Below are 21,461 nucleotides of genomic sequence, written 5' to 3'. Positions count from 1 at the left end.
CCCCGCCCCGGGCACTCAGCCAAGACTGAATCTTTCATCCGGCTGGCTGTGCTGACAGACGCTGGTTGCCACTTGCGGCCGGTTGGTTGTCACCGCGGGTCTGCTCGTTACCAATTGGTCTGTTGGTGGCGGCGTATTCGTTTGTAAAGGGCCGGATATCGACTGAACGGCTTATCCGGTGGTGCGCCTGCCGCGTCCGGACTCGGTGGAGCTCCAGCCCTGTTTGTGGAGTCGCTCGAACCCGTCGAGGAGGATGTCCAAGGCGAATTCGAATTCGAACTGGTCGTCGCAGCCCCGGCCCACGGCCGATGCATCGTCGTGGGACGCGGCGGTGGCGATCGCGACGATGTGCGGATACCTTGCGGCCGCCTGCTGGAGCATCACGGCCCGCTCGTTCGGGTCGGCCGGTGGTGTTGGTGTCGGGAACACCTCCTGGGTGAACCCCCACATCCGGCTGCCGAGGGCGTGCATGGCGTGGTGGGTGAGGTCGACGGACAGGCCACCGGCCAGGAACATGCCCGCGACTGAGTTCATGTAGTCCAGGACGACCGGCGGCGCGTGGGTGCGCGATTCGATCACCGTGGATGCCCAGCGGTGGCGCAGCAGCGCTTGTCGGGCCGACAGGATTCGTTGGCGGATCGCGTCCTTCCAGCCGACGCTGTCGATGGGTGGGTCGATCTCGCCGACGATGACCTCCACCATGCCGTCGAGGAGCTCGTCCTTGTTCGCGACGTGGTTGTAGAGCGCCATGGGTACGACATCCAATTGCTGGGCGAGGTTTCGCATGCTCACCGCGTCGATGCCGGCCTCGTCGGCCAGCGCCACCGCGGCGCGCAGCACCCGGTCCCGGTTCAGCCCGGCGCGGCGGGTTGTCTGCGCCCGGTCAGCCATGCCGTCCACCGCCCGGTTGCCAGTGGGGTTCGAGCGCGCCGCTTGACATATGTACAGCGTACACGTAGCGTCTCGAACACCTGGGTGTACACCGTACATATGACTCGCTCGGTGGTGCGTGGCGGCGTGTACGGACCTGCTTTCCAGTACTCACCACAGAAACCGGAGGGGTACCGATGCATCCACTACGCAGGACCGCGCTCGCTGCGGGGGTGCTTTACCTGATCACCTTCGCCGCCTCGCTGCCGGCCCTGGTCTTGCTCGACCCGGTGCTCAACGATGCGAGCTACATCGTCGGCCCGGGCGCCGACACCCGGGTGATCCTCGCCGGCGTCCTCGAGCTGTTCACCGCCGCCGCCGGTGTCGGCACTGCCATCGTGCTGTTCCCGGTGGTCAAGCGGCAAAGCGAGGTGCTCGCGCTCGGCTTTGTCGCCGCTCGTACCGTCGAAGCCGCGATGATCGTGGTCAACGTCGTGGCCTACCTGGCGGTCGTGACCCTACGGCAGCCCGACGCCACCGGACCGGACGCGGCCGTGCTGGTCACGGCTGGCCGCGCGCTCATCGCGATCCATGACTGGGCCGTCCTGCTCGGTCAGGGCACCATCCCGGCCGTGAATGCTCTGCTGCTCGGCACCCTGATATACCGGTCCGGGCTGGTGCCTCGAGTCATTCCCGCCCTCGGGCTCGCCGGAGCCCCGCTGCTGCTCGGCGCGGTGATCGCGGTGATGTTCGGCGTGTTCGACCGGTTCTCCGTGTGGGCGGTCATCGCGCTCGCCCCGATCTTCGTGTGGGAACTCTCGCTGGGCCTATGGTTGGCAGTCAAGGGTTTCCGGCCGTCCCCCGTCACGGCTGCACGTGTCGACGCCAATCCCCGCCAGGTCGAGGCGTAAGCGCCCAGAGCACCGCCGCACGACGTCGACCACGCCGTGCTCAACGGCCCGTCAGCCAGATCGTCTCCCCGTGGTCGGGCGGGCCGGACTCGGCCCGGGTAGACGACCAGCCGCTGGCCAGTGATGGTCGAAGTGCAGCACCTCGACGAGGCCGATCGATCTGAGCGGAGGCGACCAGCTGAGAGGAGAAGCCAACCGGGCTCCGGCCGGTTTCGCAGTCTCGGTCCACACGGACTTGCCGACCGGACGCCCAAGAATCCGATCAGGTGGCTCCGTTGAGCAGGAGCCGGCACCAGGCGTCGGCGAGGAAGTGCTCGAAGCGGGGTGGGGACCAGCCTCGCTCGTGGACGAGCAGCGCGTAGAACTCGGCGGAGTTCATCGACCAGATGATGTCGGCGATCTCTTCGAGGGACAGATTCGACCGTAGTTCGCCGGTGGTCGCGAGCTCTTTGGCGAACAGCCGCATGTTGCGGGCGCGGCGTTCGCCGATCTCGCGGTGCATCCCGGCGAGTTCGTCCGCGTGGGGCGCGGCGGCGCGCAGGACGAGGAACAGCGGGGCCATGCGCTCGCCGATCGCCCGGACCGCGGCCGCGTACAGCTCGATCTTCCGCCGCGCCGTGCCGGCCTCCCGAATGCGCTGCACGTAGTCCCGTTGCTCGGCCGGCACCGCCTGGTCGGTGCCGGAGATCGCGGTCTCGACGAGCAGCCGGAACACCGCCGGCTTCGGCCCGACCGCGGCGTACACCGTGTCCACCGCGACCCCGGCCTCGGCCGCGATCGTGGCCACAGTCGTTGCGGCGTAACCCTTTTCCGTAAACAGCCGGCGGGCGGCGTCGAGGATCGCGGTCCGGGTCCGCCGGGCCTGCTCGGCCCGCAGCGGTGAGTGGTAGCCACGGGACTTGACCGGCCTCGGCATGCGTCCTATCGTACCAGCATTCATCCGATAGAGCTTCGGACCAAATGGAGGCGACAGTGACCTACGCGTGGATCCAGGACGTCCCGGTCGGCGAGGACGTCTACCGCAAGATCGTCGGACGGCTCGGCGACGAGCCTTTGGAGGGCCTGCTGGTGCACCTGGTCCTGCGCCGCCCGGACGGCAAGCTGAGATACGTCGACGTGTGGGACTCGAAGGAGCTGTGCGACAAGGCATTCCAGAACCGCATCCACCCGGCGGTCCACGCCACCTTCCAGGAGATCGGCTTCCGGCCGGACGGCGAGCCACCGCGCGACGAACTGGAGGTTGTCGACCTCCGTGGCACACTGGCCGCCGGCGCGCGGACCTAACCCCGGCTGCCTCACGCGGCTCCCGGCAGTTTCGCAACGCGCCTTTAGAACCCGACTGCGTGGGTGTCCTGGAACTCGCGGATGCCCTCGATGCCCATCTCGCGGCCCATGCCGCTGTGCTTGACGCCACCGAACGGGGCCCGCTCGTCCAGGTGGGCCGCGCCGTGGGCGTTGACGAAGGTGTAGCCGCTGTGCAGGCGGGCCGCGAGGGCCGCGGCGTGGTCGAGATCGGCCGTCCACACCGACGAGGTCAGGCCGGCCCAGGTGTCGTTGGCGCGGGTCACCGCGTCATCCACGTCGTCGAACGGGAGGATCGGCAGGGTCGGGCCGAACTGCTCCTCGGTGACCACGCGGAGGTCGTCTGGCGGGTCGAGCACCAGTGACGGGCGCAGGAAGTTGCCGCGGGACAGGTCCGCACCGTCCGCGGGCGCGCCGAACTCGCGCACCTCGGCGCCGCAGGCGCGGGCCTCGGCGAGCAGGTCCTCGACGAAGGCCTTCTGCTGCGGGCGGTGTAGCGGGCCCATCGTGACCGCGTCGTTCAGACCGTGCCCCAGCGTGGTGGCCGACAGCAGCCCGGCGAGGCCGTCGATCACCTCCGCGTAGCGGGACCGGTGCACGTACAGGCGTTTGACCGCCATGCACACCTGGCCGGTGGTGTCGAACGTGCCGCCGAACAGCGCCCGCATGGCGTCCGGGCCGAGGTCGGCGTCGGGCAGCACGATCGCCGGGTCGTTGCCGCCCAGCTCCAGCGCGACGCGGGTGAGGTTCCCCGCCGCCATCGCCATGATCCGCTTGCCGCCCGCGACGCTGCCGGTGAAGCAGACCTTGCGCACCCGGCGGTCGCCGACCAGCGTCTGGCCGATCTCCGCGTCCTGTCCGGTGATCACGTTGAGCACACCGGGCGGCAGGGACCGCGCCACCAACGCCACGGTGCGGGCGGCCGCGAGCGGCGCGGTCGGCGGCGGCTTCACCACGACGGTGTTGCCGGCCATCAGCGCGTAGGCCAGCGACGCGCCGAGGATCGCCAACGGCCAGTTGAACGGCACGATGATCGTGACCACGCCGAGCGGCCGGTGCCGGACCCGCGTGCGTTTCGGCGGCGCCGCCAGGTCGTAGCCCGCGTCCACCTCGCCGGCCAGGTCGACGGCGAGCCGGCACCGGTGCTCGAACACGATGGAGTCGATCACCGACTCCATCCGGATCTTGCCGTTCTCCCGGGTGAGCACTTCGGCGGTGGCCGGGCGGTCGGCCTCCAGCGGTGCCAGCGCGGCGGCGATCCGCTCGGCCCGCTCGGCCGGGTCGAGCGCGGCCCAGGCCGGGAACGCCCGGTCCGCGGCGGCGACCGCGTCGGCGGCCTGCGCCGCGGTGGCGGCCGCGGCGTAGCCGACGACGGAGCCGCCGTCCGCCGGGTCGACCACGTGCAGCGCATCCTGGGCGGCCACGATCTCGCCATCGATGAACAGCCCGGTCCTGATCTCGGACAGCTGGTCCGCGGTTGTCGTCATGGGTTCACCTCGCGGGTTCTCGGGCCGCGCCGAAGCGCCTTCCAGGATTCGCCTCGCCCACGGGACCGGCGCGCGACCGGCGCCGGCCCGTGCGCCCCCGGTCAGACCGTGGCGGCCGCGGTGCGCCAGCCGCGGTGATAGGTCTCGCGTGCCACGACCGAATACGGCGCGGGGCTCACCACGGCGCGTACCGCGAGCTGCTCGTGCGGCTGGACGGTTGTCTTGCGGGTGCCGCCACCCGGCTCGCCCCACATGACCAGAACCTCGGCGCCGATGGGCACGTCGGGGTCGACCGTCGCCAGCGACAGCGCCTTGCGCTCGTTGGAGGTGTAGCCGGTGAACAGGGACAGGCCGATCAGGTTGCCGTCCTCGTCGAGCACCGAGTCGAAATTGGACGATCCGTAGTTGGCGTTGGGCAGGTCGAAGAACTGGTAGCCAGGGCCCACCGGGTCGACGGGGGAGGCCAGCAGCCGCGCGACGTCCTCGTGGTGCCAGGCCAGGGTGACCTTCCGCCGCTGGATCTGCGGGTCGATCGCCCGTAGCGCGTCGGCGCCGATGAAGTCGTGGTCGAACTTCACGTGCGGGCCGTAGCCGAGCTCCCACGGGTTGAGGTAGTAGTCCTCGATCCGGTCGGACACGAAGCTGCCCGCCAACGCGTTGGTCGCCTCGTAGCTGTCCGCGCCGAGCCATTCCCGGTACGGCCGGAGCTCCGGGCTGGTGTAGATCGCCGGCAGGGGCGACGGGATCCAACCCGACTCCAGCGTGTTGCACGAGTACGCGCGCGAGCCGCACGGCTCGATGCCGAACTCTTGGCCCGCCTCGAGGATGGTCTCGCGCACCCGGTCGTAGCTCTCGTACGGCCCCCACAGCTCGAGGCCCGGCGCGCCCGCCATGCCGTGCCGCAGCGTGCGGACGCGCTGGCCGGCCACGTTCAGGTACCCCATCCGGAAGAAGCGCACCTGCTCGACCGGGCCGCCGTTGATCTTCTCGATCACCTTCCACGCGTTCGGTCCCTGGATCTGGAAGCGCCACAGCTCTCGCGTGACCGGCTTGCCGTACGGCCGCATCGGCGAACGCTGGTCCAGCCGGACGTCGACGTGGTAACCCTGCTCGGCCCGGAACTGCAGCCAGTTCGCCACGGGAGCCCGGCCGACGAACACGAACTCCTCCTCCGCGAGGTGGAAGAGGATGCCGTCGCCGATGACGCCGCCCTCGGGAGAGACCGGAACGAACTGTTTGGCGGAGTCGACCGGGAACTTGGCCGTGCTGTTGACCCCGGTCTCGGTCAGCAGGCGCAACGCGTCCGGTCCCGAGATGAACAGGTTGACCATGTGATGCGACTGGTCGAACAGCACGACCGACTCGCGCCAGGCGATGATCTCGCGGCGCCAGTTGGTGAACTCTGCCGGGACGACCGGGTAGATGTACGCACCCAGCTGTGAGTTCCGCAGCAGCTCGACTGTGTTTCCGGCCTGGTCCAACAATTCCTGCAGGTTCTTCGCGCTCATCCGGGCCTCTCCCTCGAAGTCCGCGGGTCCCCCGGCTTCGGACCATAGGAGCATCCGCACCAGATGGTGACCGGCCGCTGACCCGTCCCGGCTACGTCATTCGTCGCGGTCGACTCGGATTCGATGCGGGGCGACACGAGATCATGGTTCGGCTGAACTGAGAGCCATGAGCATCATGGCCACCCGAGGCCGGCGCTCGTGCCTCACTGACCTGATGCGCAACATCAGCTACGAGGTCACACCGTTCCGCGGCACGGAAAGGGCTGTGCTGGCCCACGTGCCGACTCCGGTGCCGCTGACCGTCACGGTCACCCAGGCGCGGGGCATGGACGCGACCATCGGTCTCGCCGAGCGCCTGCTCGGGCACGGTTACGCGGTCGCGCCGCACCTGCCGGCGCGGCTGTTCGTCGCCATGAGCCAGGTCGAGGACGTGCTGGGCCGGCTGCGCGCGGCGGGGGGCCGCTCGGTGTTCGTCATCGCGGGCGACATGCCGCGGCCGGCCGGCCCGTTCGCGGACGCGTACTCGCTGCTGGAGGCGATGCACACGCTCGGCGACTCGTTCGACGACGTCGGCATCGCCGGCTACCCGGAGGGCCACGCCAACATTCCGCAGGAGGCGATCGACCTCGCGCTGAAACAGAAGGCGCCAATGGCAACCCACGTCATCACGCAGATCTGCTTCCACGCCGGCACGACCGCATCGTGGGCCGAACGTATCGCCGCGGCGGGCATCGACCTTCCGGTCCGCGTGGGCATACCCGGGCCGGTGAACCGGCAGAAGCTGGTCCGGATCTCCGCGGGCCTCGGGCTCGGTCAGTCCGCCCGGTTCCTGCGCAACCAGCACCACCTGCTGTGGCGCTTCGTGCTTCCGGGCGCCTACCGGCCCACCCGGCTGGCCAGGCGGCTCGGCGCCACCGTGCCCAAGGTGGCGAGCAACATCCGCGGGTTGCACATCTTCACGTTCAACGAGCTGCGCGGCACCGAGCTGTGGCGCCGCCGCACGCTGGCCGCACTGTCCGAACAGGACGACCAACCGTGACCGAGCCGGCTGCCGACGGCGCCGATCACGGACGCCTGATCGTCGGGGCGACGCGGTCGTTGCGTACCAGCGGGTGGTCCGGTTGTCGGGTCGATTGTGGCTGGCTGCCTTCCGCGACGGCAACATCTCGGTCGTCTTCTAGGAGGTCGAAATGACCGCACGGGTTCTGGACGGAACGGCCGTCGCGAAGGCGACGTTGGACCGCGTTCGAGGCGAGGTGGCCGAGTTCGTGGCCGCGCACGGCCGCGCCCCGGTCCTGGCCACGGTGCTGGTCGGCGACGATTCCACGTCGTGCACCCACATGACGGCCGACCGATGCGCGGCGGTGGGCATGACGTCGCGGCACGTCGAGCTGGCCGCCCCGGTCACGACCGGAGAGGTGGCGGCCAGGGTGCGCGAGCTGTCCGCCGACCCGGACGTCGACGGCATCCTGGTGCGGCACCCGATGCCCGCCGGCATCGACGCGCGAACGGTGTTCGATGCGATCGACCCGGCGAAGGACGTCGACGGCGTCACCAGCGTCTCGTTCGCCCGCATGGCGTTGGGCGAGCCCGGTTTCGTCGCGGCACCCCCGGGCGGGATCATGGCCCTGCTGGACGCCTACGAGGTGCGGCTACCCTACCGGTACGCGGTCATCGTCGGCCGCAGCCCCACCCTCGGCAGGCCGCTCGGGATGCTGCTGCTGGCCCGCGACGTGACCGTCACCTACTGCCACTCCCACACCATCGACCTGGCCGCCCACATCGCGGAGGCCGACCTGCTCATCACGGCCACCGGCCGCCCCGGACTCATCCCCGGGAAGTGGATCAGGCAAGGCGCGATCGTGGTCGACGCCGGCGCCGGCGACGTGGAGTTCGACGCCGCGGCCGAGCGAGCATCGCTGATCACCCCGGTGCCCGGCGGCGTCGGCCCGATGACGATCGCCACCCTGCTAGCCCAAACCATCCGCGCAGCCCGGGAACGCTAGCCCCGGCATGGCCTGATCGGTTGTTCAAGGGGTGCGGCGGCGCGCATGGTGGCGTGCCGCGTCTCGTGGTCAGGGCGCTCCTTCGTCGCGTCGGCTTCGCCGATCGCTCGCCGGCGCTCGCGACCCGTGACCACGAGCCTCGCGCGGCACGTCGGGCGCGCCCATTGTGGGCAGGCCTGGCGGCCCGCCCGCACCGTCACGCGCCGCAGGGGCGTTGAGGGTGTGCCGGGAATGTCCACTGTGGAACAGACGGCAAGATCGCATCGGCTCCCGTTCGCTGTGGCCTGTGGCGCGCGCGAATGAGGGCGGGCCGCCAGGCCCGCACATTGCCCGGTCTCGACCCGGAGTTGCCCCCCGAGCTCCTCGCCGAGGACTGGCCGAGCGCGACCGCACACCGGTTGTTCGTGGAGATCTACGACGCCTTGGCCCGCTCGCCGAGATCCGCGTTCGCAAGATCGTCGCGGAGCACGATCCGCGGCTGGCCAACCTGGTTCGCTACCACAGCAGCGTCGCCATCCTGGCAGTGGCTAACCTCATTCGATGCGGAGGAACCGGCGGACGTTGTCGGCCGTGATGCCACGACGGACGTCGGACGGCAGATCCGCCGAGTCCAGCGTTGTCATGGCATGCTCGCGCGGCATGGCGGGAAAGTCGGTGCCGAACATGAGCCGGCTCGGGCCGAGCAGCTCGACGAGGTAGCGCAGGGCGCGGGGATCGAAGACGTGACACTCGTAGTAGAAGCGGCGGGCGATCTCGGTGGGTGACCGCGGGGCGCGGTCCGGACCGCTGAGGACGTGGCGCCAGAAGTGCTCGGCGCGGGTGAGCATGAGTGGGAAGCCCCCCGCGCCGTGGCTGAAGGCCAGGCGCAGGTCGGGACACTTCTCTGCGGTGCCGCCCATGACGATGGACACGGCGGCCATGGCGATCTCACCGGCCACCCCGAAGGAACCGACCGCGCTGCCGGGAAGCCTGTCGTCGGCGGTGGGGAAGCCGTGCACGAAGATGGGCACCTGGAGCCGCTCGGCTTCCTGGAAGAACCCGAGAAACCTCTCGTCGCCGAGCGGAGTTCCGTTGATGCTGGACGCGATCTCGATGCCGTGCAGTCCGGATCGGACGATCTCCGGGAGCTCCGCGGCCGCGATGTCGGGGTCCTGCAAGGGAACCGTGCCAAGGCCGAAGAACCGGCCGGGTTCGGCGGCGCACCGGGAGGCGATGCTGCCGTTGATGAAGCGGCACAGGTCGCGGCCGCTGCTCGTGTCCAGCGTGTAGTTCAGCAGCGGGGGAAACGGTGAGAGCACCTCGGCGTCGACGCCGTCGGCGGCCATGGCGGCCAGGCGGTGCTCGGCGTCGTAGAAGGCCGCCGCGGCCCGGAAGCGGAACGGTCCGAACTCGAGCACCCGGGCGTCGCCGGACTCCACCGGCTCCATCCGCGGCCAGCCGGGGGATTCCGGGAACTCCTCGGGGATGGCGTGGGCGTGGACGTCGATCACCATGTCACCCTCCCGGATGGACGCTGACGTGCACAGCGTTCTCGCCGGGGACCTCACCGGCCAGGGTCTCGATGGCGCGGGCCACCTCGGTGAGCCCGAACGTGTGGGTGTGCAGCTTGTGCAGCGGATAGCGGCCGGACTCGATGATGCGGATGGCCTCGGTGTACGCGCGGTTGTCCACGCCGAACGCGCCCACCACGGAGACGGCCTTGTTGATGATCAGGTCGGTGGGTACCGGAACCGGCCGGTCGCCCTTGAGCCCGGCGAGCACGACCCGGCCGCCGTGCCGCACCGCGTTCAACGCGTCGAGCACCGGCGCCGTCGCACGCGGGGTCAGCTCCAGCACGACGTCGGCCAGGCGGCCACCGGTGATGTCCCGTACCGCCTCGACGGTGTCCGCCTCGTCGACGTCGATCGTGTGGTCGGCGCCGAACTCCCTTGCCAGCTCGAGCTTTCGCCCGTCCCGGGCCAGGCCGGTGACGATGATCGTGCCGGCCCCGGCCGCCCTGGCCGCGATCACGGAGGCAAGCCCGCGCTGGCCGGGTCCGAGCACCAGGACCGTGTCGCCGAGCTGGACACCGCCGAGGTGGCAGGCCCAGCGCACGCCGGCCCCGAGCGGGTTGAACATCACCGCCACCTCGGCGGGGATGTCGGCGCGCATCTTGTGCAGGATCGCGTTGGGGTGCAGGTAGATGTGCTCGGCGAAGCCGCCCCACAGGCCCGGTTGCTGGCTGACCGAGGTTACTCCATGGCCGCCTATCCTTGCCGGGCAGGCCATGTAGCGCCCGGTCAGGCAGGTTTCGCAGGCGCGGCACGGGATCAGGATCTCCAGGGCCACCCGGTCGCCGGGCGCAACGCCCCACCGCCGCGCGGCCAGCTCGCCGACCTCCTCGATGACGCCCAGCGGTTCGTGCCCGGGAATGCACGGCAGCGACTTGTTGGGCAGGGTGCCGTGGTACAGCTCGACGTCGCTGCCGCAGATGCCGCACGCCTCGACCCGAAGCAGCCCGTCCTCCGGACCGATCCGTGGCCGGGGGAACTCGCGCAGCTCGATCCGCCGGGGACCGGTCTGCACCGCCGCGAGTACCGAGTCAGCCATCGCCGTCGATGATGACGGTCTTGATCTGCGTGTACTCCTCGAGGGCGGCGACGCCCATGCTGCGACCGAAGCCACTGTGCTTGTAGCCGCCCCACGGGCTGCCGATGGCACCGCGGAAACCGGTGGTGTTGACGTAGACCTGGCCCGCCTGCACGCGCTTGGCGAGCCGGACGGCCCGACCGACGTCGGAGGTCCACACCGCGGCGGTGAGGCCGTACTTGGTGCCGTTGGCGATTTCCAGGGCCTCCGCCTCGTCGGTGTAGTCGATGACGGACAACACCGGGCCGAAGATCTCCTCCTGAGCGATGCGCATGTCCGGGGTGACCCGCTGGAAGATCGTCGGTTCGACGAAGAAGCCTCGGTCGAACTTCTCACCGCTGAGCTTGTGCCCACCGGTGACCACCTCGGCGCCTTCCTCGCGGCCGATGTCGAGGTAACCGAGGACCCGCCGTTCCTGCTTGGCGTTGATGAGCGGTCCCATGTCCACCCGTTCGTACCAGGGACCGACGCGGACCTTGCCGAACTCCTGGCTGACCGCGGCGACGAGGTCGTCGCGCATGCCCGGCTCCACGAGAACGCGCGAGCCGGCGGCGCAGATCTGGCCGGTGTTCAGGGTGATGCTGCGCACGATCGCCGGTACGGCCTTGGCCAGATCGGCGTCCCGGAACACGATCTGCGGGGTCTTGCCGCCCAGCTCCAGATGCAGCGGGATCAGGTTCTTCGCGCACGCCTCCATGACCTTGCCGCCGGTTTCCGGCGAACCGGTGAAGCTCATCCGCCGGACGCCGGGGTGCAGCGGCAGTGCCGCGCCGGCCTCGGGGCCGTAGCCGGTCACGAGGTTGATCACCCCGGGTGGGATGCCGGCCGCCATTGCCAACTTGGCCAGCAGCAGGGGGGTCAGCGGCGCGTCCTCGGCCGGCTTGAGCACCACCGTGTTGCCGGCGGCGATCGCGGGCGCCACGTCGGCGACCATGAGCGGAGCCGGCGCGTTCCACGGGATGATGCATCCGCTCACGCCGTAGGGCTCGCGCAGGGTCATGGCCAGGGTGTTCGGCCCGTGGGTGGGCAGCGTCATTCCGGTGAGCTTGTCGGCCTGGCCGGCGAAGTAGGTCACCATGCCGGGCAGTGGTGACGGACCCCAGTGCGGCCGGCCGACCTCCATGGATTCCAGCTGGTCCAGCGTCTGCTCGTGCTTGCTTATCTCGTCCGCCCAGCGGTACAGCAGCTCCGCGCGGACGGTCGGGCTGGTGTCGCGCCACGCCGGGAAGGCGTCCTCGGCGGCCCGTACCGCGGCGTCGATGTCCTCGGCGCGACCGCGGGGCACCCTCAGCAGCAGGTCTCCCGTCGCCGGGTTGATGACGTCGATGGTCTCACCACCGCGGGCCGGAACCCATTGTCCGCCAATCAGATGCGTGCCGTCAGTCAGCTCGGCACTGACGTCCAGCCCGGCCGGGGCGGTCATGGTCATGACAGTTCCGCCTCTCCGGGATTTACTGCTGTCGTTACGTTCCAGCTGGCGGTGCGGTTGGCGGGTCGAGTGTGGCTGGCTTGCGTCACGGTCCCCTGAGGTGCGGTTGGCAGGCCTGCGGCCTGATCTGACCTTGAGGTCATGGCGATTCCTCTCTCATGCGCGTGGCCATCTGCTCGGCGATCATCACCACGGTCAGATGCGGGTTGGCTCTGGGAATGTCGGGGATGACCGACGCGTCGATCACGCGGAGACCCTCCGTGCCGAGCACGCGGCAGTCGGGGTCGACGACGGTGGTGGCGTCCTCCGGCGAGCCCATCCGGCAGGAGGAGGCCAGGTGCACGGTGTCGCCGATGATCCGGGGCAGCTCCTCCGGGTCGGGCAGTTCCGGCGGGCCCGTCATGATCGCGCGGAATGCCTTGTGGTGCAGCAGCTCCTCGGTCCGCTCGAGGGCGTCGCGCATCCGGACGAGATCGCGCTCGTCGGTCAGCAGGCACTGCTCGATCAACGGGTCGGCCAGCGGATCCCGGGAGGTCATGGTCAGCCGGCCCCGGGAGAAGACCTGTTCCTGCTGCAACACCATGATGCCGCCGCCGAACCGGAGTCCGTTGTTGGGCAACAACATCATGTCGTTGGTCCCGGCGCCACCGAGGCCGGAGGAGTAGCGCAGGGCGCAGTTGGTCACCCGGTTGTCGCGTGAATGCCGTGCGCTTTCCTTTGTCCGCACCGGGATCAACAGCATGGGGTGGTCCTGCAGGCCCTGCCCGACCGGCAGGTCGGCGACCACCTCGATGCCGAGTGCGGACAGGCTGGCGGCCGGGCCGACACCGGAGCGCATCAGCAGGGTGGGGGAGTGCGCCGCGCCGCAGGCGACGATCACCTCACCGCCGGGGTTGACCAACAGCTCGGCGCCGCCGACCAGGCGTACGCCGCGCGTTCGGGTTCCTGGACCGAATAGGACGGTGTCGACGTGGGTCGCACCGCGAATCGTCAGGTTTGGCCGGTCCCGCACCGGTTCCAGGTAACCGTCGTTCGTGGACACCCGGTGCCCGGCCCGGATGTTCATCGCGAACGGGCTCACCCCGGTGGCGTCCGGCGCGTTGTGGTCGGCACACCACGGGTGGCCGAGGTCGAGTGCGGCCTCGCGGAAGGCGTGATCCATCCCGCCCCACCCGTCCTCGGGCTCGCGGTAGATCGGCACCGGGCCGTTGCGGCCGTGGTAATCCGCGTCCGGGAAGTCGTGCTCGTCCTCCAGCTTGATCAGCGATGGCAGCACCTCGCCGAACGACCAGCCCTTCGCGCCGAGGCGCGCCCAGTTGTCGTAGTCGTCCGGTGTTCCCCTGATCGCGCACAGCCCGTTCACCGTCGAGCTGCCGCCCATGCCCCGGCCGCGCATGTAGTAGTACGGCTGCTGCGCCGGGTTGCGCCGTGCCCTCAGGTTCGGCCACCAGAAGTCCGGGTTGGACTCCAGCGCCATGTCGATGTCTCTGGTCCGGAAGCCCGGCGGCGTGTCCGCCGAGCGGAAGTCGGGTCCGGCCTCAATGAGCAGGACGTCCGTTGCCGGGTCCTCGCTCAGCCGGGCGGCGAGCACGGCTCCCGCCGAGCCGGCCCCGACGACGATGTAGTCCCACGCCGCGAAGTCGCGATTCACAACCCACTCCTTCGCCGCGACAATGATTTGGGCGCTCGTGAAGCCGACTGAACTCGTGGTCGGCGGGTGATGTCAAGGCCGCTGCCGCCTGATGGAAGACGGATTGACACACGCTCGTCCGGCGATGTGCCATTGTCCCGTGCCGGCGCCAACCTTCGTCCCCGCAGCGACACGGGACCGGGTGCTGGTCATGCTGCGCCGGCAGTTGGACTACGTGACCGAGCGTTCCCCGTTCTACGCGGACCTGTTCGCCCGGCACGGCGTCGTCCCGGCGAAGCTGGCCAGCCTGGCCGACCTGGCGCGCTTTCCCTTCACCACCAAGGACATGCTCCGGGACAGCCAGGCGGCCGCCCCGCCCCTCGGCCGGCACGCCGCGGCGCCGATGCGCGACGTGATCCGGGTGCACGCCTCGACCGGAACCACCGGCACGCCGAGCTGGGTCGGGGTGACCAGAGCGGACTCCGCCGCGTGGACCGAGATGACCGCGGCCGCGTTCCGCACCCTGGGACTCACCAAGGAAGACGTCGTGGTGCACGGCGCCGGGTTGACCCTGTTCGTCGGTGGGCTGCCGATCCGCGACGCCATCGAGGACATCGGCGCGACGATGGTGCCGATCGGCACCGGGGCCTCGGAGAAGGCCGTCCAGGCGATGACCACGCTCGGGGTGACCGCGCTGCACTCGACCCCGTCGTACGCGCACTACCTCGCCGAGTACATCCGTGACAAGGCGGGCCGCGATCCGCGGGAGTTCGGGCTACGCAAGATCATCGTCGGCGGGGAGCCCGGCGGCGGGGAGCCGGCGTTCCGCGCGCACCTGGTGGAGCAGTGGGGAGCCCGGGTCACCGAGGGGCTCGGCAACGCCGACATGGCGCCGGTCATCTTCGCCGAGCCGCCCGGCGCCGCCGGCATGCGGCTGACCGGGGGCGGGCACGTGCTGGTCGAGCTGATCGACCCGGACACCGGGGAGCCGGTGACCCCGGAGCCCGGTGCCGGCGGCGAGCTGGTGTACACCGCGCTCGACCGGGAATGCTGCCCGCTGGTGCGGTTTCGAACCAGGGACCGGGTCCTGGTGACCGGTATAGACAGCACAGTCACCGGCACTGACAATGCTGGAGTCCCGCTCATCCGCTGCGTCGGCCGCACCGACGACATGCTCATCGTGTTGGGCGTCAACGTCTTTCCCTCGGCGATCCGCGATCTGGTGCAGTCGTTGCACCCTCGGACGACCGGCTCGGTGCAGGTGGTGCTGGACCGGCCGGGTCCCCGGGTGGACCCGCCGCTGTCCGTCGAGGCCGAGTGGGGGCCCGAGCCGGGCGACCATGATGCGTTGCGCGCCGAGCTGGAGCGCCTGATCTCTACCCGGCTGTCGGTCCGGACGCGGATCACCTTGGTGCCACCGGGATCGCTCGAGCGGTTCCAGATGAAGTCCCGCCTGACCAGGCTCACGGCGGCCGACCGCGTGGAGGTGTGATCATGAGGACCAGAGCCGCCGTGCTGCGGACCGCGCCGAGCGAGTGGGAGATCACCGAGCTGGACCTCGACGAACCCAAGGAAGGCGAGGTCCTGGTCCGGATGATGGCGTCCGGGCTCTGCCATTCCGACGACCATGTCAGCAAGGGCGACGCTCCCATTCGGCTGCCGCTGGTCGGCGGCCACGAGGGCGCCGGGATCGTCGAGCGGGTCGGTCCCGGGGTCACCAGATTGGCGCCCGGCGACCATGTTGTCACCATCTACGTCCCGGTGTGCGGGCGCTGCCGGTGGTGCGCGACCGGCCGCCAGGGCCTGTGCGTCGAGGTGGTCCGGTGCAGCGTCGGCTGCCTGAAGGACGAGACGTTCCGGTTCCACGACGGGGACGCCGATCTCGGCGGCATGTGCGTGCTCGGCACGTTCTCCCAGTACGCGGTGATCGACCAGGACTCCTGCCTGAAGATCGACCCCGACATCCCCTTCGAGGTGGCGTCGCTGGTCGGCTGCGGGGTGGTGACCGGGTGGAGCTCGTCGGTGCATCTGGCTGGCGTCCGGCCCGGCGACACCGTGGTCGTGTTCGGGGTCGGCGGGGTCGGCAGCGCCGCCGTGCAGGGCGCGCGGTACGCCGGCGCGCGCAACGTGGTCGCCGTCGACCCGGTGCCGTTCAAACGGGAGATGGCCAAGGTGTTCGGCGCCACCCACACCAGCGCCCCCGGCGAGGACGCGCAGTCGCTCGTCACCTCGCTGACCGGCGGCGACCTGGCCGACCACGCGATCCTCACCGTCGGCGTGCTCGACGCCGAGGTGACCGGCCAGGCGGTCGCGATCGTGGGCAAGGCCGGGCAGGTGTCGGTCACCGCGGTGGGGCGCATGGGCGATCTGACCTTGCGGGGGGTGTCCGCCGGAATGCTGGTCGGGCCGGGCAAACGCATCGAGGGCGCGGTGATGGGCAGGGCCAACCCGCTGCACGACATCCCGCGGCTGTTCGACCTGTACCGGGCCGGCGACCTGAAGCTGGACGAGCTGATCACCCGGCGGTACCGGCTCGACGAGATCAACGACGGGTACCGGGACCTGCTGGACGGCAAGAACATCCGAGGGGTTCTCGTCCATGAGCACTGACGGCGGTCCAAACGCCATCCTCGATCCTACCGGACGAAGCCGGTCCGCAAGGTCCACTGTGGAGCTTGCGGCGCGCCGGGTGGACCTGCGTGGTGCCCGGGTGGGGCTGCTGGAGAACACCAAGCACAACGCCGACCTCTTCCTCGACGAGTTGGGCCGGCTGCTGCTCGACGAGCACGAGGCCGCCGCGCTGTTTCGCCGCACCAAGACGGCGTTCGCGCTGCCGGTGTCCGAAGCCGAGCTCGCCGACATCGCCGCCCACTGCGACGTCGTGATCACCGGCGTCGGTGACTGCGGCTCGTGCAGCGCGTCCGCCGTCGCCGACGGGGTTGCCTTCGAGCGCCACGGCATCCCGGCCGCCGTGATCTGCAGCGACGCCTACCGGGTGACCGCCGACGCCATGGCCGAACACGCGGGCATGCCGGGCTACCGCTACGTCACCACCCCGCACCCGGTCGCCGTCCTGACGCCAGAAGAGGTCCGCGAGCGCGCCCGCCAATGCCTCAACGACGTGCTCACGCTCCTCACCTCGGCCGCGGACCTGCCAACCGCACCTCAGGGGACCGTGACGCAACCCAGCCACAATCAACGCGATAACCGCACCATGCGCCGGAACGCAACAACAGCAGTAAATCCCGGAGAGGCGGAACTGTGGGGGTGGTCCGACGGGTTGCCGGTGGTGCCGGTGTCGGCGCCGCTGCTGGCCGAGTTCCTGGCCACCACCCGGCGCGACCCCGGCGAGGTCATCGGACGGATGCCGCAGCTGGATCGGGACTGCACCGTGGAGCTGGCCGCGATCAACGCGGCCATGGCCGGGTGCCGGCCGGAGTACTTCCCGGTCGTGCTCGCCGCGTTCGAAGCGCTCATGCGGGACCGGACGACGCGGGGCGGCGGCTGGCAGAGCACCAGCGGGCCGGCGCCGCTGATCGTCGTCAACGGTCCCGTTCGGACCGAGCTCGGCTTCAACAGTGCCGGCGGGGTCTTCGGCCCCGGATTCCGTCCGAACGCGACGGTCGCGCGGGCGATCGGGCTGATCGTGCGCAACGCGTTCGGTGTCCTGCCGCAGGTTTTCGAACAGGCCACGCAGGGTGTCCCCGGCCGGTGGTCGATCTGCCTTGCGGAGAACGAAGAGGAGAGCCCGTGGGAACCGCTGTCGATCGACGGCGGGCTACCGGCCGGGACTTCCGCCGTGTCGGCCATGCTCACCCGCACGTGTGAGTTCGTGGACAACCGGCACACCAGCGATCCCGAACAGCTGCTCGCCGACTTCGCCGACACCATCTCCCGGTCCGGCGCACTGATCTTCCGGCATACGTCGTGCGGCGTGGTGTTCGGCCCCGAGCACGCCCAGCTGCTCGCCGATGCCGGTTACACCAAGGCCGACGTGCGGGCCTGGCTGGTGGAGCACTGCGGACGGTCCACCGCCGACCTGCGGCGCGCCGGCAAGGACGGCGTCGGCGAGAACGGCGTGCGGTACCCGGCCCGGACTCCGGACGTCAACGGATTCCAGCGCATCCTGCCTGATCCGGCGAATGTCCCGGTGCTCGTTGCCGGCGCCCGCAACGCCGCCATGTCCATGGTGGTGCGGGTGTTCGGGGTCTGGTCCGGAGTGTCGGTGGCAGTGGAAGGGAGCAGTGATGGCCGACCAGGACGGGCTGCTGGCGCTACGGTCGGCGCTGTCGGCTGACGGCTACGAGCTCGACGTCCGGCATGCCGGTGATCGCGTCGCCGTGCGCATCTCCGCCACCCCGGCGGCGTGCGCGGACTGCCTGGTGCCGGAGCCTGTGATGCGCGGCATCCTCGGCAGGGCGCTCGGGATCGACGAGGACTCCATCGACATCACCTATCCACGGGGGACGCGGTGAGGCTGGCAGGCCGCGTCGCACTCGTCACCGGATCGTCCTCGGGGATGGGCGCCGCCATCGCGGTGGCGCTGGCTAGGGAGGGCGCCTCGGTCAGCCTGACCGCCCGCCGCGGCGATCGCCTTGCCGAGGTGGTCGAGAAGATCACCACCGACGGTGGCGTGGCAAGCCACGTGGTGGCCGACGTGGCCGACCGTGAGCAGGCCGCAAACGCCGTATCCTCCACAGTGGACAGATATGGTCGGCTGGACATCGTGATCAACAGCGCCGGCGGTGGCACGATGGGCCCGGTCGAGGGCGCCGACCTGGACATGTGGCACCACATGGTGAACGTGAACCTGCTCGGCGTGCTCAACGTGACGCATGCCGCGGTGCCCCACCTGCTGCGGCAGTCCTACAGCGACCTGCTGGTGATCTCCTCGCACAGCGGCCGCCTCACCACACCCTTCAACAACGTCTACGCGGCAACGAAGTTCGGCGTCGTGGCGTTCTGCGACAGCATGCGCCAGGAGATGGCCGACAAGGGCCTGCGGGTGACCGTCATCGAACCGGGTATGACCCGCGGCACCGAGATCACCAACGCCTCGAACGATCCGGAGCTGCAGAAGTTCGTCCTCGACTTCCTGGCCAACAAAGTCACCCTGTCCCCGGAGGACATCGCCGCCACGGTGCTCCACATGGTCTCCGCACCCCCGAACGTGACCCTCGCCGAGGTTCTGATCCTCCCCACGTCGACCTACACGTCCACCAGGCCGGCCACAGACCTCGACTCGGCATCCCCATAGAAGTACCGTCACCCCTCCCGGGCGACCACGGTCAGCCAGCGAAGCGCCGCGTCACAGATGGGGGTCGGGACACCGAGCTCGGCGAGGTGGTCCCGGCTCGCCCGCACCTCGTCGATGCGGCGGGCAGCGTGCCGCCGGCTGCCGGTGATCAGACGCTCGACCAGTTCGGCGCCATCCGGCCCGAGCTCACCGGCGACCTGCGCGCGCATCCAGTCGCCACATCCCGCGGCGGTGGCGGCGGTCATCGCCTCGAGCACGGTCGCCGCGAGGCCCTTCATGAACACGCTGCGCAGCAGCTTGCGGCTCGCGGCGGCACCAACGGGCTCATCCAGCACGTCGACCTCGGCACCGATCGACCGGAACGCCACGGCCACGGCGTCCGCACCGTCGCCGGACACGAGCAGGGGAGTCGCCGCACCCAGGCGCGGAACCGGCGCCAGCACGGCGACATCGGCGACGCACGCCCGGCGAACCCGTGCCGCGACGGCACGTTTGACCGCCGGCGCGGCCGTGTTGAAGTCGGCGAAGCAGGCGCCGCCGGCCAGCGCGCCCGCGGCGTCCTCCGCGGCGGTCTCGGCGAACCGGGATCCGGTCAGCGAGATCACGAGCTCCGCATCCGCCACGGCGTCTCGAATGGACGGTACGCGGACGACGGCGGGTGGTGTCGGGACCGGCGCGGGGTCGTAGCCGGTGACCTGCCAGCCCACCGCGGCGAGGTCGGCGCCGTAACGCCGGCCGGCTTCACCCAGCCCGAGGATCGCGAGGCGCATGGATCCCACCGTAATGTGGTGAACAATCTTGTCACAAGGATTGTTGACAATATGTCCCGCGGATCCTTACGGTGCCCGAGTGGGCACCACGCCGCAGACGGGCGAAACCGGCAAGCAACTGGCGCTCACCGCGCTGCGTAAGGCGATCGGCGCGGGCGACATGGTCCCCGGGCAGCGGCTCGTCGAAGCCGAGCTGGCCGAGTTGTTCGGCGTGACGAGGGCGAGCGTGCGGGCGGCGCTGCTCGAGCTGACCGCGGCCGGTCTCGTCGAGCGGGTGCCCAACCGGGGTGCCCGGGTTCGGCTGGTCACCGTGCCGGAGGCGGTGGCCATCACCGAATGCCGGATGGTGTTGGAAGGCCTGTGCGCGGCCAAGGCGGCCGAGCTGGGCACCGATGAGCAGATCGCGGAGCTGATCTCGCTCGGCGAGGCGATGCGTCGGGCCGTCGCCGACGGCGAGCCGATGAAGTACTCCGCGCTCAACCGCGACCTGCACGCGCGGGTGCGGGAGATCGCCGCGCAGCCGGTGGCGTCGGAACTTCTGGACCGGCTGCAGGGTCAGCTCGTCCGGCACAGGTTCCGGTTGGCGCTGCGTGCCGGCCGGCCGGCCAAGTCGCTGTCCGAGCACCTGGCGATCATTGCGGCCATCGCCGACCGGGACCCGGCCGGCGCCGAAGCGGCCGCCCGCGCGCATTTGCGCAGTGTCATCGACGCGCTCGAGGAGTCGGACGGCTGAAGGGACCGCAATGCCAGCACTGCTCGTGGTCAGCGCGCACGCGGGAGACTTCGTCTGGCGGGCGGCGGGGGCCATCGCGCTGGCCACCGCCCGCGGTGAGCGGGCCAAGGTCGTGTGCCTGAGCTACGGCGAGCGCGGTGAGTCGGCGCGGGCGTGGCGGGAAGGCCTGGCGCTGGAGGAGATCAAGGCGGTTCGCCGGCGGGAGGCGGAGAACGCCGCGGCGGTGCTCGGTGCGGAGATCGAGTTCTTCGACGCGGGCGACTATCCGTTGCCGGAGAGCCCGGAGCTCGTCGACCGCCTGGTGCGGGTTTACCGGGAGGTCGTTCCCGACGTCGTGCTCACCCACCCGCCCGCCGATCCCTACAACGGAGATCACCCCGCCGCTTCCCGGATGGCGTTGCAGGCGCGGGTGCTTGCCCAGGCCATCGGCTACGACGCCCCCGGCGAGCCACTCGGCGCGCCGCCGGTGTTCTTCTTCGAGCCGCACCAGCCGGAGCAGTGCGACTTCAAGCCGAACGTGCTGCTGGACATCACCTCGGTGTTCGACACCAAGCGCCGGGCGATGGAATGCCTGCCCGCGCAGCAGCACATGTGGAACTACTACACGGACCTGGCCACCCGCCGGGGAGTCCAGCTCAGGCGCAACGCCGGCCCCAACCTCGGCCTGCCGCAGAACACGATGGCCGAGGCCTACGTCCGGCTGTTCCCACAGACCACGGAGGTGCTGGCATGAAGCTTGCGGAGTGCCAGGCGAGGGAGTTGGCCCACCGCGACGAGGGCAGGAGTGAGCGGAGCTTGCGGAGCGAACCATTCGATGCTCCTGCGGCTGCGAGGAACGAGGAGACGCAGGCTTGGCGGAGCTTGCGGAGCGAACCATTCGATACTCCTGCGGCTCGGAGGAACGAGGAGACGCAGGCTTGGCGGAGCTTG

The 21,461-nt window shown here is 70.2% G+C and carries 20 protein-coding genes and 1 pseudogene; 12 read left to right on the top strand and 9 right to left on the bottom strand.

Features of this window, described 5'->3' with window-relative positions; translation table 11 throughout:
- Window positions 1-171 precede the first annotated feature (171 nt).
- The gene (locus VGX25_RS06245; RefSeq protein WP_326916643.1) at window positions 172-840 is read right to left on the bottom strand and encodes a TetR/AcrR family transcriptional regulator C-terminal domain-containing protein; all 669 of its coding nucleotides are present in this window, start codon (window positions 838-840) and stop codon (window positions 172-174) included.
- A gap of 263 nt (window positions 841-1,103) precedes the next feature.
- On the opposite strand from VGX25_RS06245, the gene VGX25_RS06240 reads away from it, so the two are divergent.
- A complete protein-coding gene (locus tag VGX25_RS06240) occupies window positions 1,104-1,781 on the top strand; it encodes a DUF4386 domain-containing protein (RefSeq protein WP_326916642.1) in 678 nt (225 codons plus the stop codon).
- Between the two features lie 262 nt (window positions 1,782-2,043).
- Here the strand turns inward: VGX25_RS06240 and VGX25_RS06235 are convergent, their stop codons facing one another.
- Complete coding sequence (locus VGX25_RS06235) at window positions 2,044-2,697, bottom strand: TetR/AcrR family transcriptional regulator (RefSeq protein ID WP_326916641.1); 654 nt, start codon at window positions 2,695-2,697, stop codon at window positions 2,044-2,046.
- A 56-nt stretch (window positions 2,698-2,753) separates the two neighbouring features.
- Between VGX25_RS06235 and VGX25_RS06230 the strand changes: the two genes are divergently transcribed.
- Window positions 2,754-3,065, top strand: a complete 312-nt coding sequence (locus tag VGX25_RS06230) for a hypothetical protein (protein WP_326916640.1) — start codon at window positions 2,754-2,756, stop codon at window positions 3,063-3,065.
- 44 nt (window positions 3,066-3,109) lie between these two features.
- Here VGX25_RS06230 and VGX25_RS06225 read toward each other — a convergent pair whose 3' ends face one another.
- On the bottom strand, window positions 3,110-4,570 hold the full coding sequence (locus VGX25_RS06225; RefSeq protein WP_326916639.1) for an aldehyde dehydrogenase family protein: 1,461 nt from the start codon (window positions 4,568-4,570) through the stop codon (window positions 3,110-3,112).
- Between the two features lie 101 nt (window positions 4,571-4,671).
- Window positions 4,672-6,078, bottom strand: coding sequence for a vanillate/3-O-methylgallate O-demethylase (gene ligM / locus VGX25_RS06220; RefSeq protein WP_326916638.1), 1,407 nt, complete (start codon window positions 6,076-6,078; stop codon window positions 4,672-4,674).
- Window positions 6,079-6,244: 166 nt separating this feature from the next.
- Here ligM and VGX25_RS06215 point away from each other — a divergent pair, with 166 nt between their 5' ends.
- The 3 genes and pseudogenes from VGX25_RS06215 to VGX25_RS35610 form a co-directional block, all read left to right on the top strand.
- Window positions 6,245-7,117, top strand: a complete 873-nt coding sequence (locus VGX25_RS06215; protein ID WP_326916637.1) for a methylenetetrahydrofolate reductase — start codon at window positions 6,245-6,247, stop codon at window positions 7,115-7,117.
- Window positions 7,118-7,268: 151 nt separating this feature from the next.
- Window positions 7,269-8,084: a bifunctional 5,10-methylenetetrahydrofolate dehydrogenase/5,10-methenyltetrahydrofolate cyclohydrolase gene (locus VGX25_RS06210; RefSeq protein WP_326916636.1), complete on the top strand. Its 816-nt coding sequence runs from the start codon at window positions 7,269-7,271 to the stop codon at window positions 8,082-8,084.
- Between the two features lie 299 nt (window positions 8,085-8,383).
- Window positions 8,384-8,506: pseudogene (locus VGX25_RS35610) on the top strand (PaaX family transcriptional regulator C-terminal domain-containing protein); the annotation flags it as partial.
- 111 nt (window positions 8,507-8,617) lie between these two features.
- On the opposite strand, the gene VGX25_RS06200 reads toward VGX25_RS35610, so the two are convergent.
- From VGX25_RS06200 to VGX25_RS06185, 4 genes are all read right to left on the bottom strand, one after another.
- Window positions 8,618-9,577 carry an amidohydrolase family protein gene (locus VGX25_RS06200; RefSeq protein ID WP_326916635.1) on the bottom strand — a complete coding sequence of 320 codons (960 nt, stop codon included), beginning with the start codon at window positions 9,575-9,577 and terminating at the stop codon, window positions 8,618-8,620.
- A gap of 1 nt (window position 9,578) precedes the next feature.
- A complete protein-coding gene (locus VGX25_RS06195; RefSeq protein ID WP_326916634.1) occupies window positions 9,579-10,673 on the bottom strand; it encodes a zinc-dependent alcohol dehydrogenase in 1,095 nt (364 codons plus the stop codon).
- Window positions 10,666-12,141 carry an aldehyde dehydrogenase family protein gene (locus tag VGX25_RS06190; protein WP_326916633.1) on the bottom strand — a complete coding sequence of 492 codons (1,476 nt, stop codon included), beginning with the start codon at window positions 12,139-12,141 and terminating at the stop codon, window positions 10,666-10,668. Before VGX25_RS06190 ends, VGX25_RS06195 begins: the two co-directional genes overlap by 8 nt.
- 139 nt (window positions 12,142-12,280) lie before the next feature.
- On the bottom strand, window positions 12,281-13,792 hold the full coding sequence (locus tag VGX25_RS06185) for a GMC family oxidoreductase (protein ID WP_326916632.1): 1,512 nt from the start codon (window positions 13,790-13,792) through the stop codon (window positions 12,281-12,283).
- 139 nt (window positions 13,793-13,931) lie between these two features.
- Between VGX25_RS06185 and VGX25_RS06180 the strand changes: the two genes are divergently transcribed.
- The 5 genes from VGX25_RS06180 to VGX25_RS06160 are packed head-to-tail and all read left to right on the top strand — an operon-like array spanning window position 13,932 to window position 19,028.
- Entirely contained in the window at window positions 13,932-15,263 is a 1,332-nt protein-coding gene (locus tag VGX25_RS06180) for a phenylacetate--CoA ligase family protein (RefSeq protein ID WP_326916631.1), read from the top strand.
- Between the two features lie 2 nt (window positions 15,264-15,265).
- The gene (locus tag VGX25_RS06175; RefSeq protein ID WP_326916630.1) at window positions 15,266-16,381 is read left to right on the top strand and encodes an NDMA-dependent alcohol dehydrogenase; all 1,116 of its coding nucleotides are present in this window, start codon (window positions 15,266-15,268) and stop codon (window positions 16,379-16,381) included.
- Entirely contained in the window at window positions 16,371-18,068 is a 1,698-nt protein-coding gene (locus VGX25_RS06170) for a UGSC family (seleno)protein (RefSeq protein WP_326916629.1), read from the top strand. Before VGX25_RS06175 ends, VGX25_RS06170 begins: the two co-directional genes overlap by 11 nt.
- Complete coding sequence (locus VGX25_RS06165; RefSeq protein WP_326916628.1) at window positions 18,019-18,246, top strand: hypothetical protein; 228 nt, start codon at window positions 18,019-18,021, stop codon at window positions 18,244-18,246. Before VGX25_RS06170 ends, VGX25_RS06165 begins: the two co-directional genes overlap by 50 nt.
- On the top strand, window positions 18,243-19,028 hold the full coding sequence (locus VGX25_RS06160) for an SDR family oxidoreductase (protein WP_326916627.1): 786 nt from the start codon (window positions 18,243-18,245) through the stop codon (window positions 19,026-19,028). The genes VGX25_RS06165 and VGX25_RS06160 overlap by 4 nt, the downstream gene beginning before the upstream one ends.
- A gap of 8 nt (window positions 19,029-19,036) precedes the next feature.
- On the opposite strand, the gene VGX25_RS06155 is transcribed toward VGX25_RS06160, so the two are convergent.
- Window positions 19,037-19,798, bottom strand: coding sequence for a DUF1932 domain-containing protein (locus VGX25_RS06155; RefSeq protein WP_326916626.1), 762 nt, complete (start codon window positions 19,796-19,798; stop codon window positions 19,037-19,039).
- 79 nt (window positions 19,799-19,877) lie between these two features.
- Here VGX25_RS06155 and VGX25_RS06150 point away from each other — a divergent pair, with 79 nt between their 5' ends.
- Both VGX25_RS06150 and VGX25_RS06145 read left to right on the top strand, forming a co-directional pair.
- Window positions 19,878-20,531, top strand: a complete 654-nt coding sequence (locus VGX25_RS06150; protein WP_326916625.1) for a GntR family transcriptional regulator — start codon at window positions 19,878-19,880, stop codon at window positions 20,529-20,531.
- A gap of 10 nt (window positions 20,532-20,541) precedes the next feature.
- Window positions 20,542-21,264: a PIG-L deacetylase family protein gene (locus VGX25_RS06145; RefSeq protein ID WP_326916624.1), complete on the top strand. Its 723-nt coding sequence runs from the start codon at window positions 20,542-20,544 to the stop codon at window positions 21,262-21,264.
- The last annotated feature ends 197 nt before the right edge of the window (window positions 21,265-21,461 follow it).

Source organism: Actinophytocola sp., assembly GCF_035942955.1.
Taxonomy (GTDB): domain Bacteria; phylum Actinomycetota; class Actinomycetes; order Mycobacteriales; family Pseudonocardiaceae; genus DASYTH01.
Note: the sequence above shows the minus strand (reverse complement) of the source record. Positions and strands in the feature narration are given on the sequence as shown.

What these genes read in the sequence shown, in the direction of transcription:
- VGX25_RS06215 (WP_326916637.1), top strand. Translation starts at nt 6,245, where the DNA reads ATGAGCATCATGGCCACCCGAGGCCGGCGCTCGTGCCTCACTGACCTG.
- VGX25_RS06145 (WP_326916624.1), top strand. Translation starts at nt 20,542, where the DNA reads ATGCCAGCACTGCTCGTGGTCAGCGCGCACGCGGGAGACTTCGTCTGG.
- VGX25_RS06175 (WP_326916630.1), top strand. Translation starts at nt 15,266, where the DNA reads ATGAGGACCAGAGCCGCCGTGCTGCGGACCGCGCCGAGCGAGTGGGAG.
- VGX25_RS06170 (WP_326916629.1), top strand. Translation starts at nt 16,371, where the DNA reads ATGAGCACTGACGGCGGTCCAAACGCCATCCTCGATCCTACCGGACGA.
- VGX25_RS06155 (WP_326916626.1), bottom strand. Translation starts at nt 19,798, where the DNA reads ATGCGCCTCGCGATCCTCGGGCTGGGTGAAGCCGGCCGGCGTTACGGC.
- VGX25_RS06200 (WP_326916635.1), bottom strand. Translation starts at nt 9,577, where the DNA reads ATGGTGATCGACGTCCACGCCCACGCCATCCCCGAGGAGTTCCCGGAA.
- VGX25_RS06195 (WP_326916634.1), bottom strand. Translation starts at nt 10,673, where the DNA reads ATGGCTGACTCGGTACTCGCGGCGGTGCAGACCGGTCCCCGGCGGATC.
- ligM (WP_326916638.1), bottom strand. Translation starts at nt 6,078, where the DNA reads ATGAGCGCGAAGAACCTGCAGGAATTGTTGGACCAGGCCGGAAACACA.
- VGX25_RS06190 (WP_326916633.1), bottom strand. Translation starts at nt 12,141, where the DNA reads ATGACCATGACCGCCCCGGCCGGGCTGGACGTCAGTGCCGAGCTGACT.
- VGX25_RS06225 (WP_326916639.1), bottom strand. Translation starts at nt 4,570, where the DNA reads ATGACGACAACCGCGGACCAGCTGTCCGAGATCAGGACCGGGCTGTTC.
- VGX25_RS06235 (WP_326916641.1), bottom strand. Translation starts at nt 2,697, where the DNA reads ATGCCGAGGCCGGTCAAGTCCCGTGGCTACCACTCACCGCTGCGGGCC.
- VGX25_RS06210 (WP_326916636.1), top strand. Translation starts at nt 7,269, where the DNA reads ATGACCGCACGGGTTCTGGACGGAACGGCCGTCGCGAAGGCGACGTTG.
- VGX25_RS06165 (WP_326916628.1), top strand. Translation starts at nt 18,019, where the DNA reads ATGGCCGACCAGGACGGGCTGCTGGCGCTACGGTCGGCGCTGTCGGCT.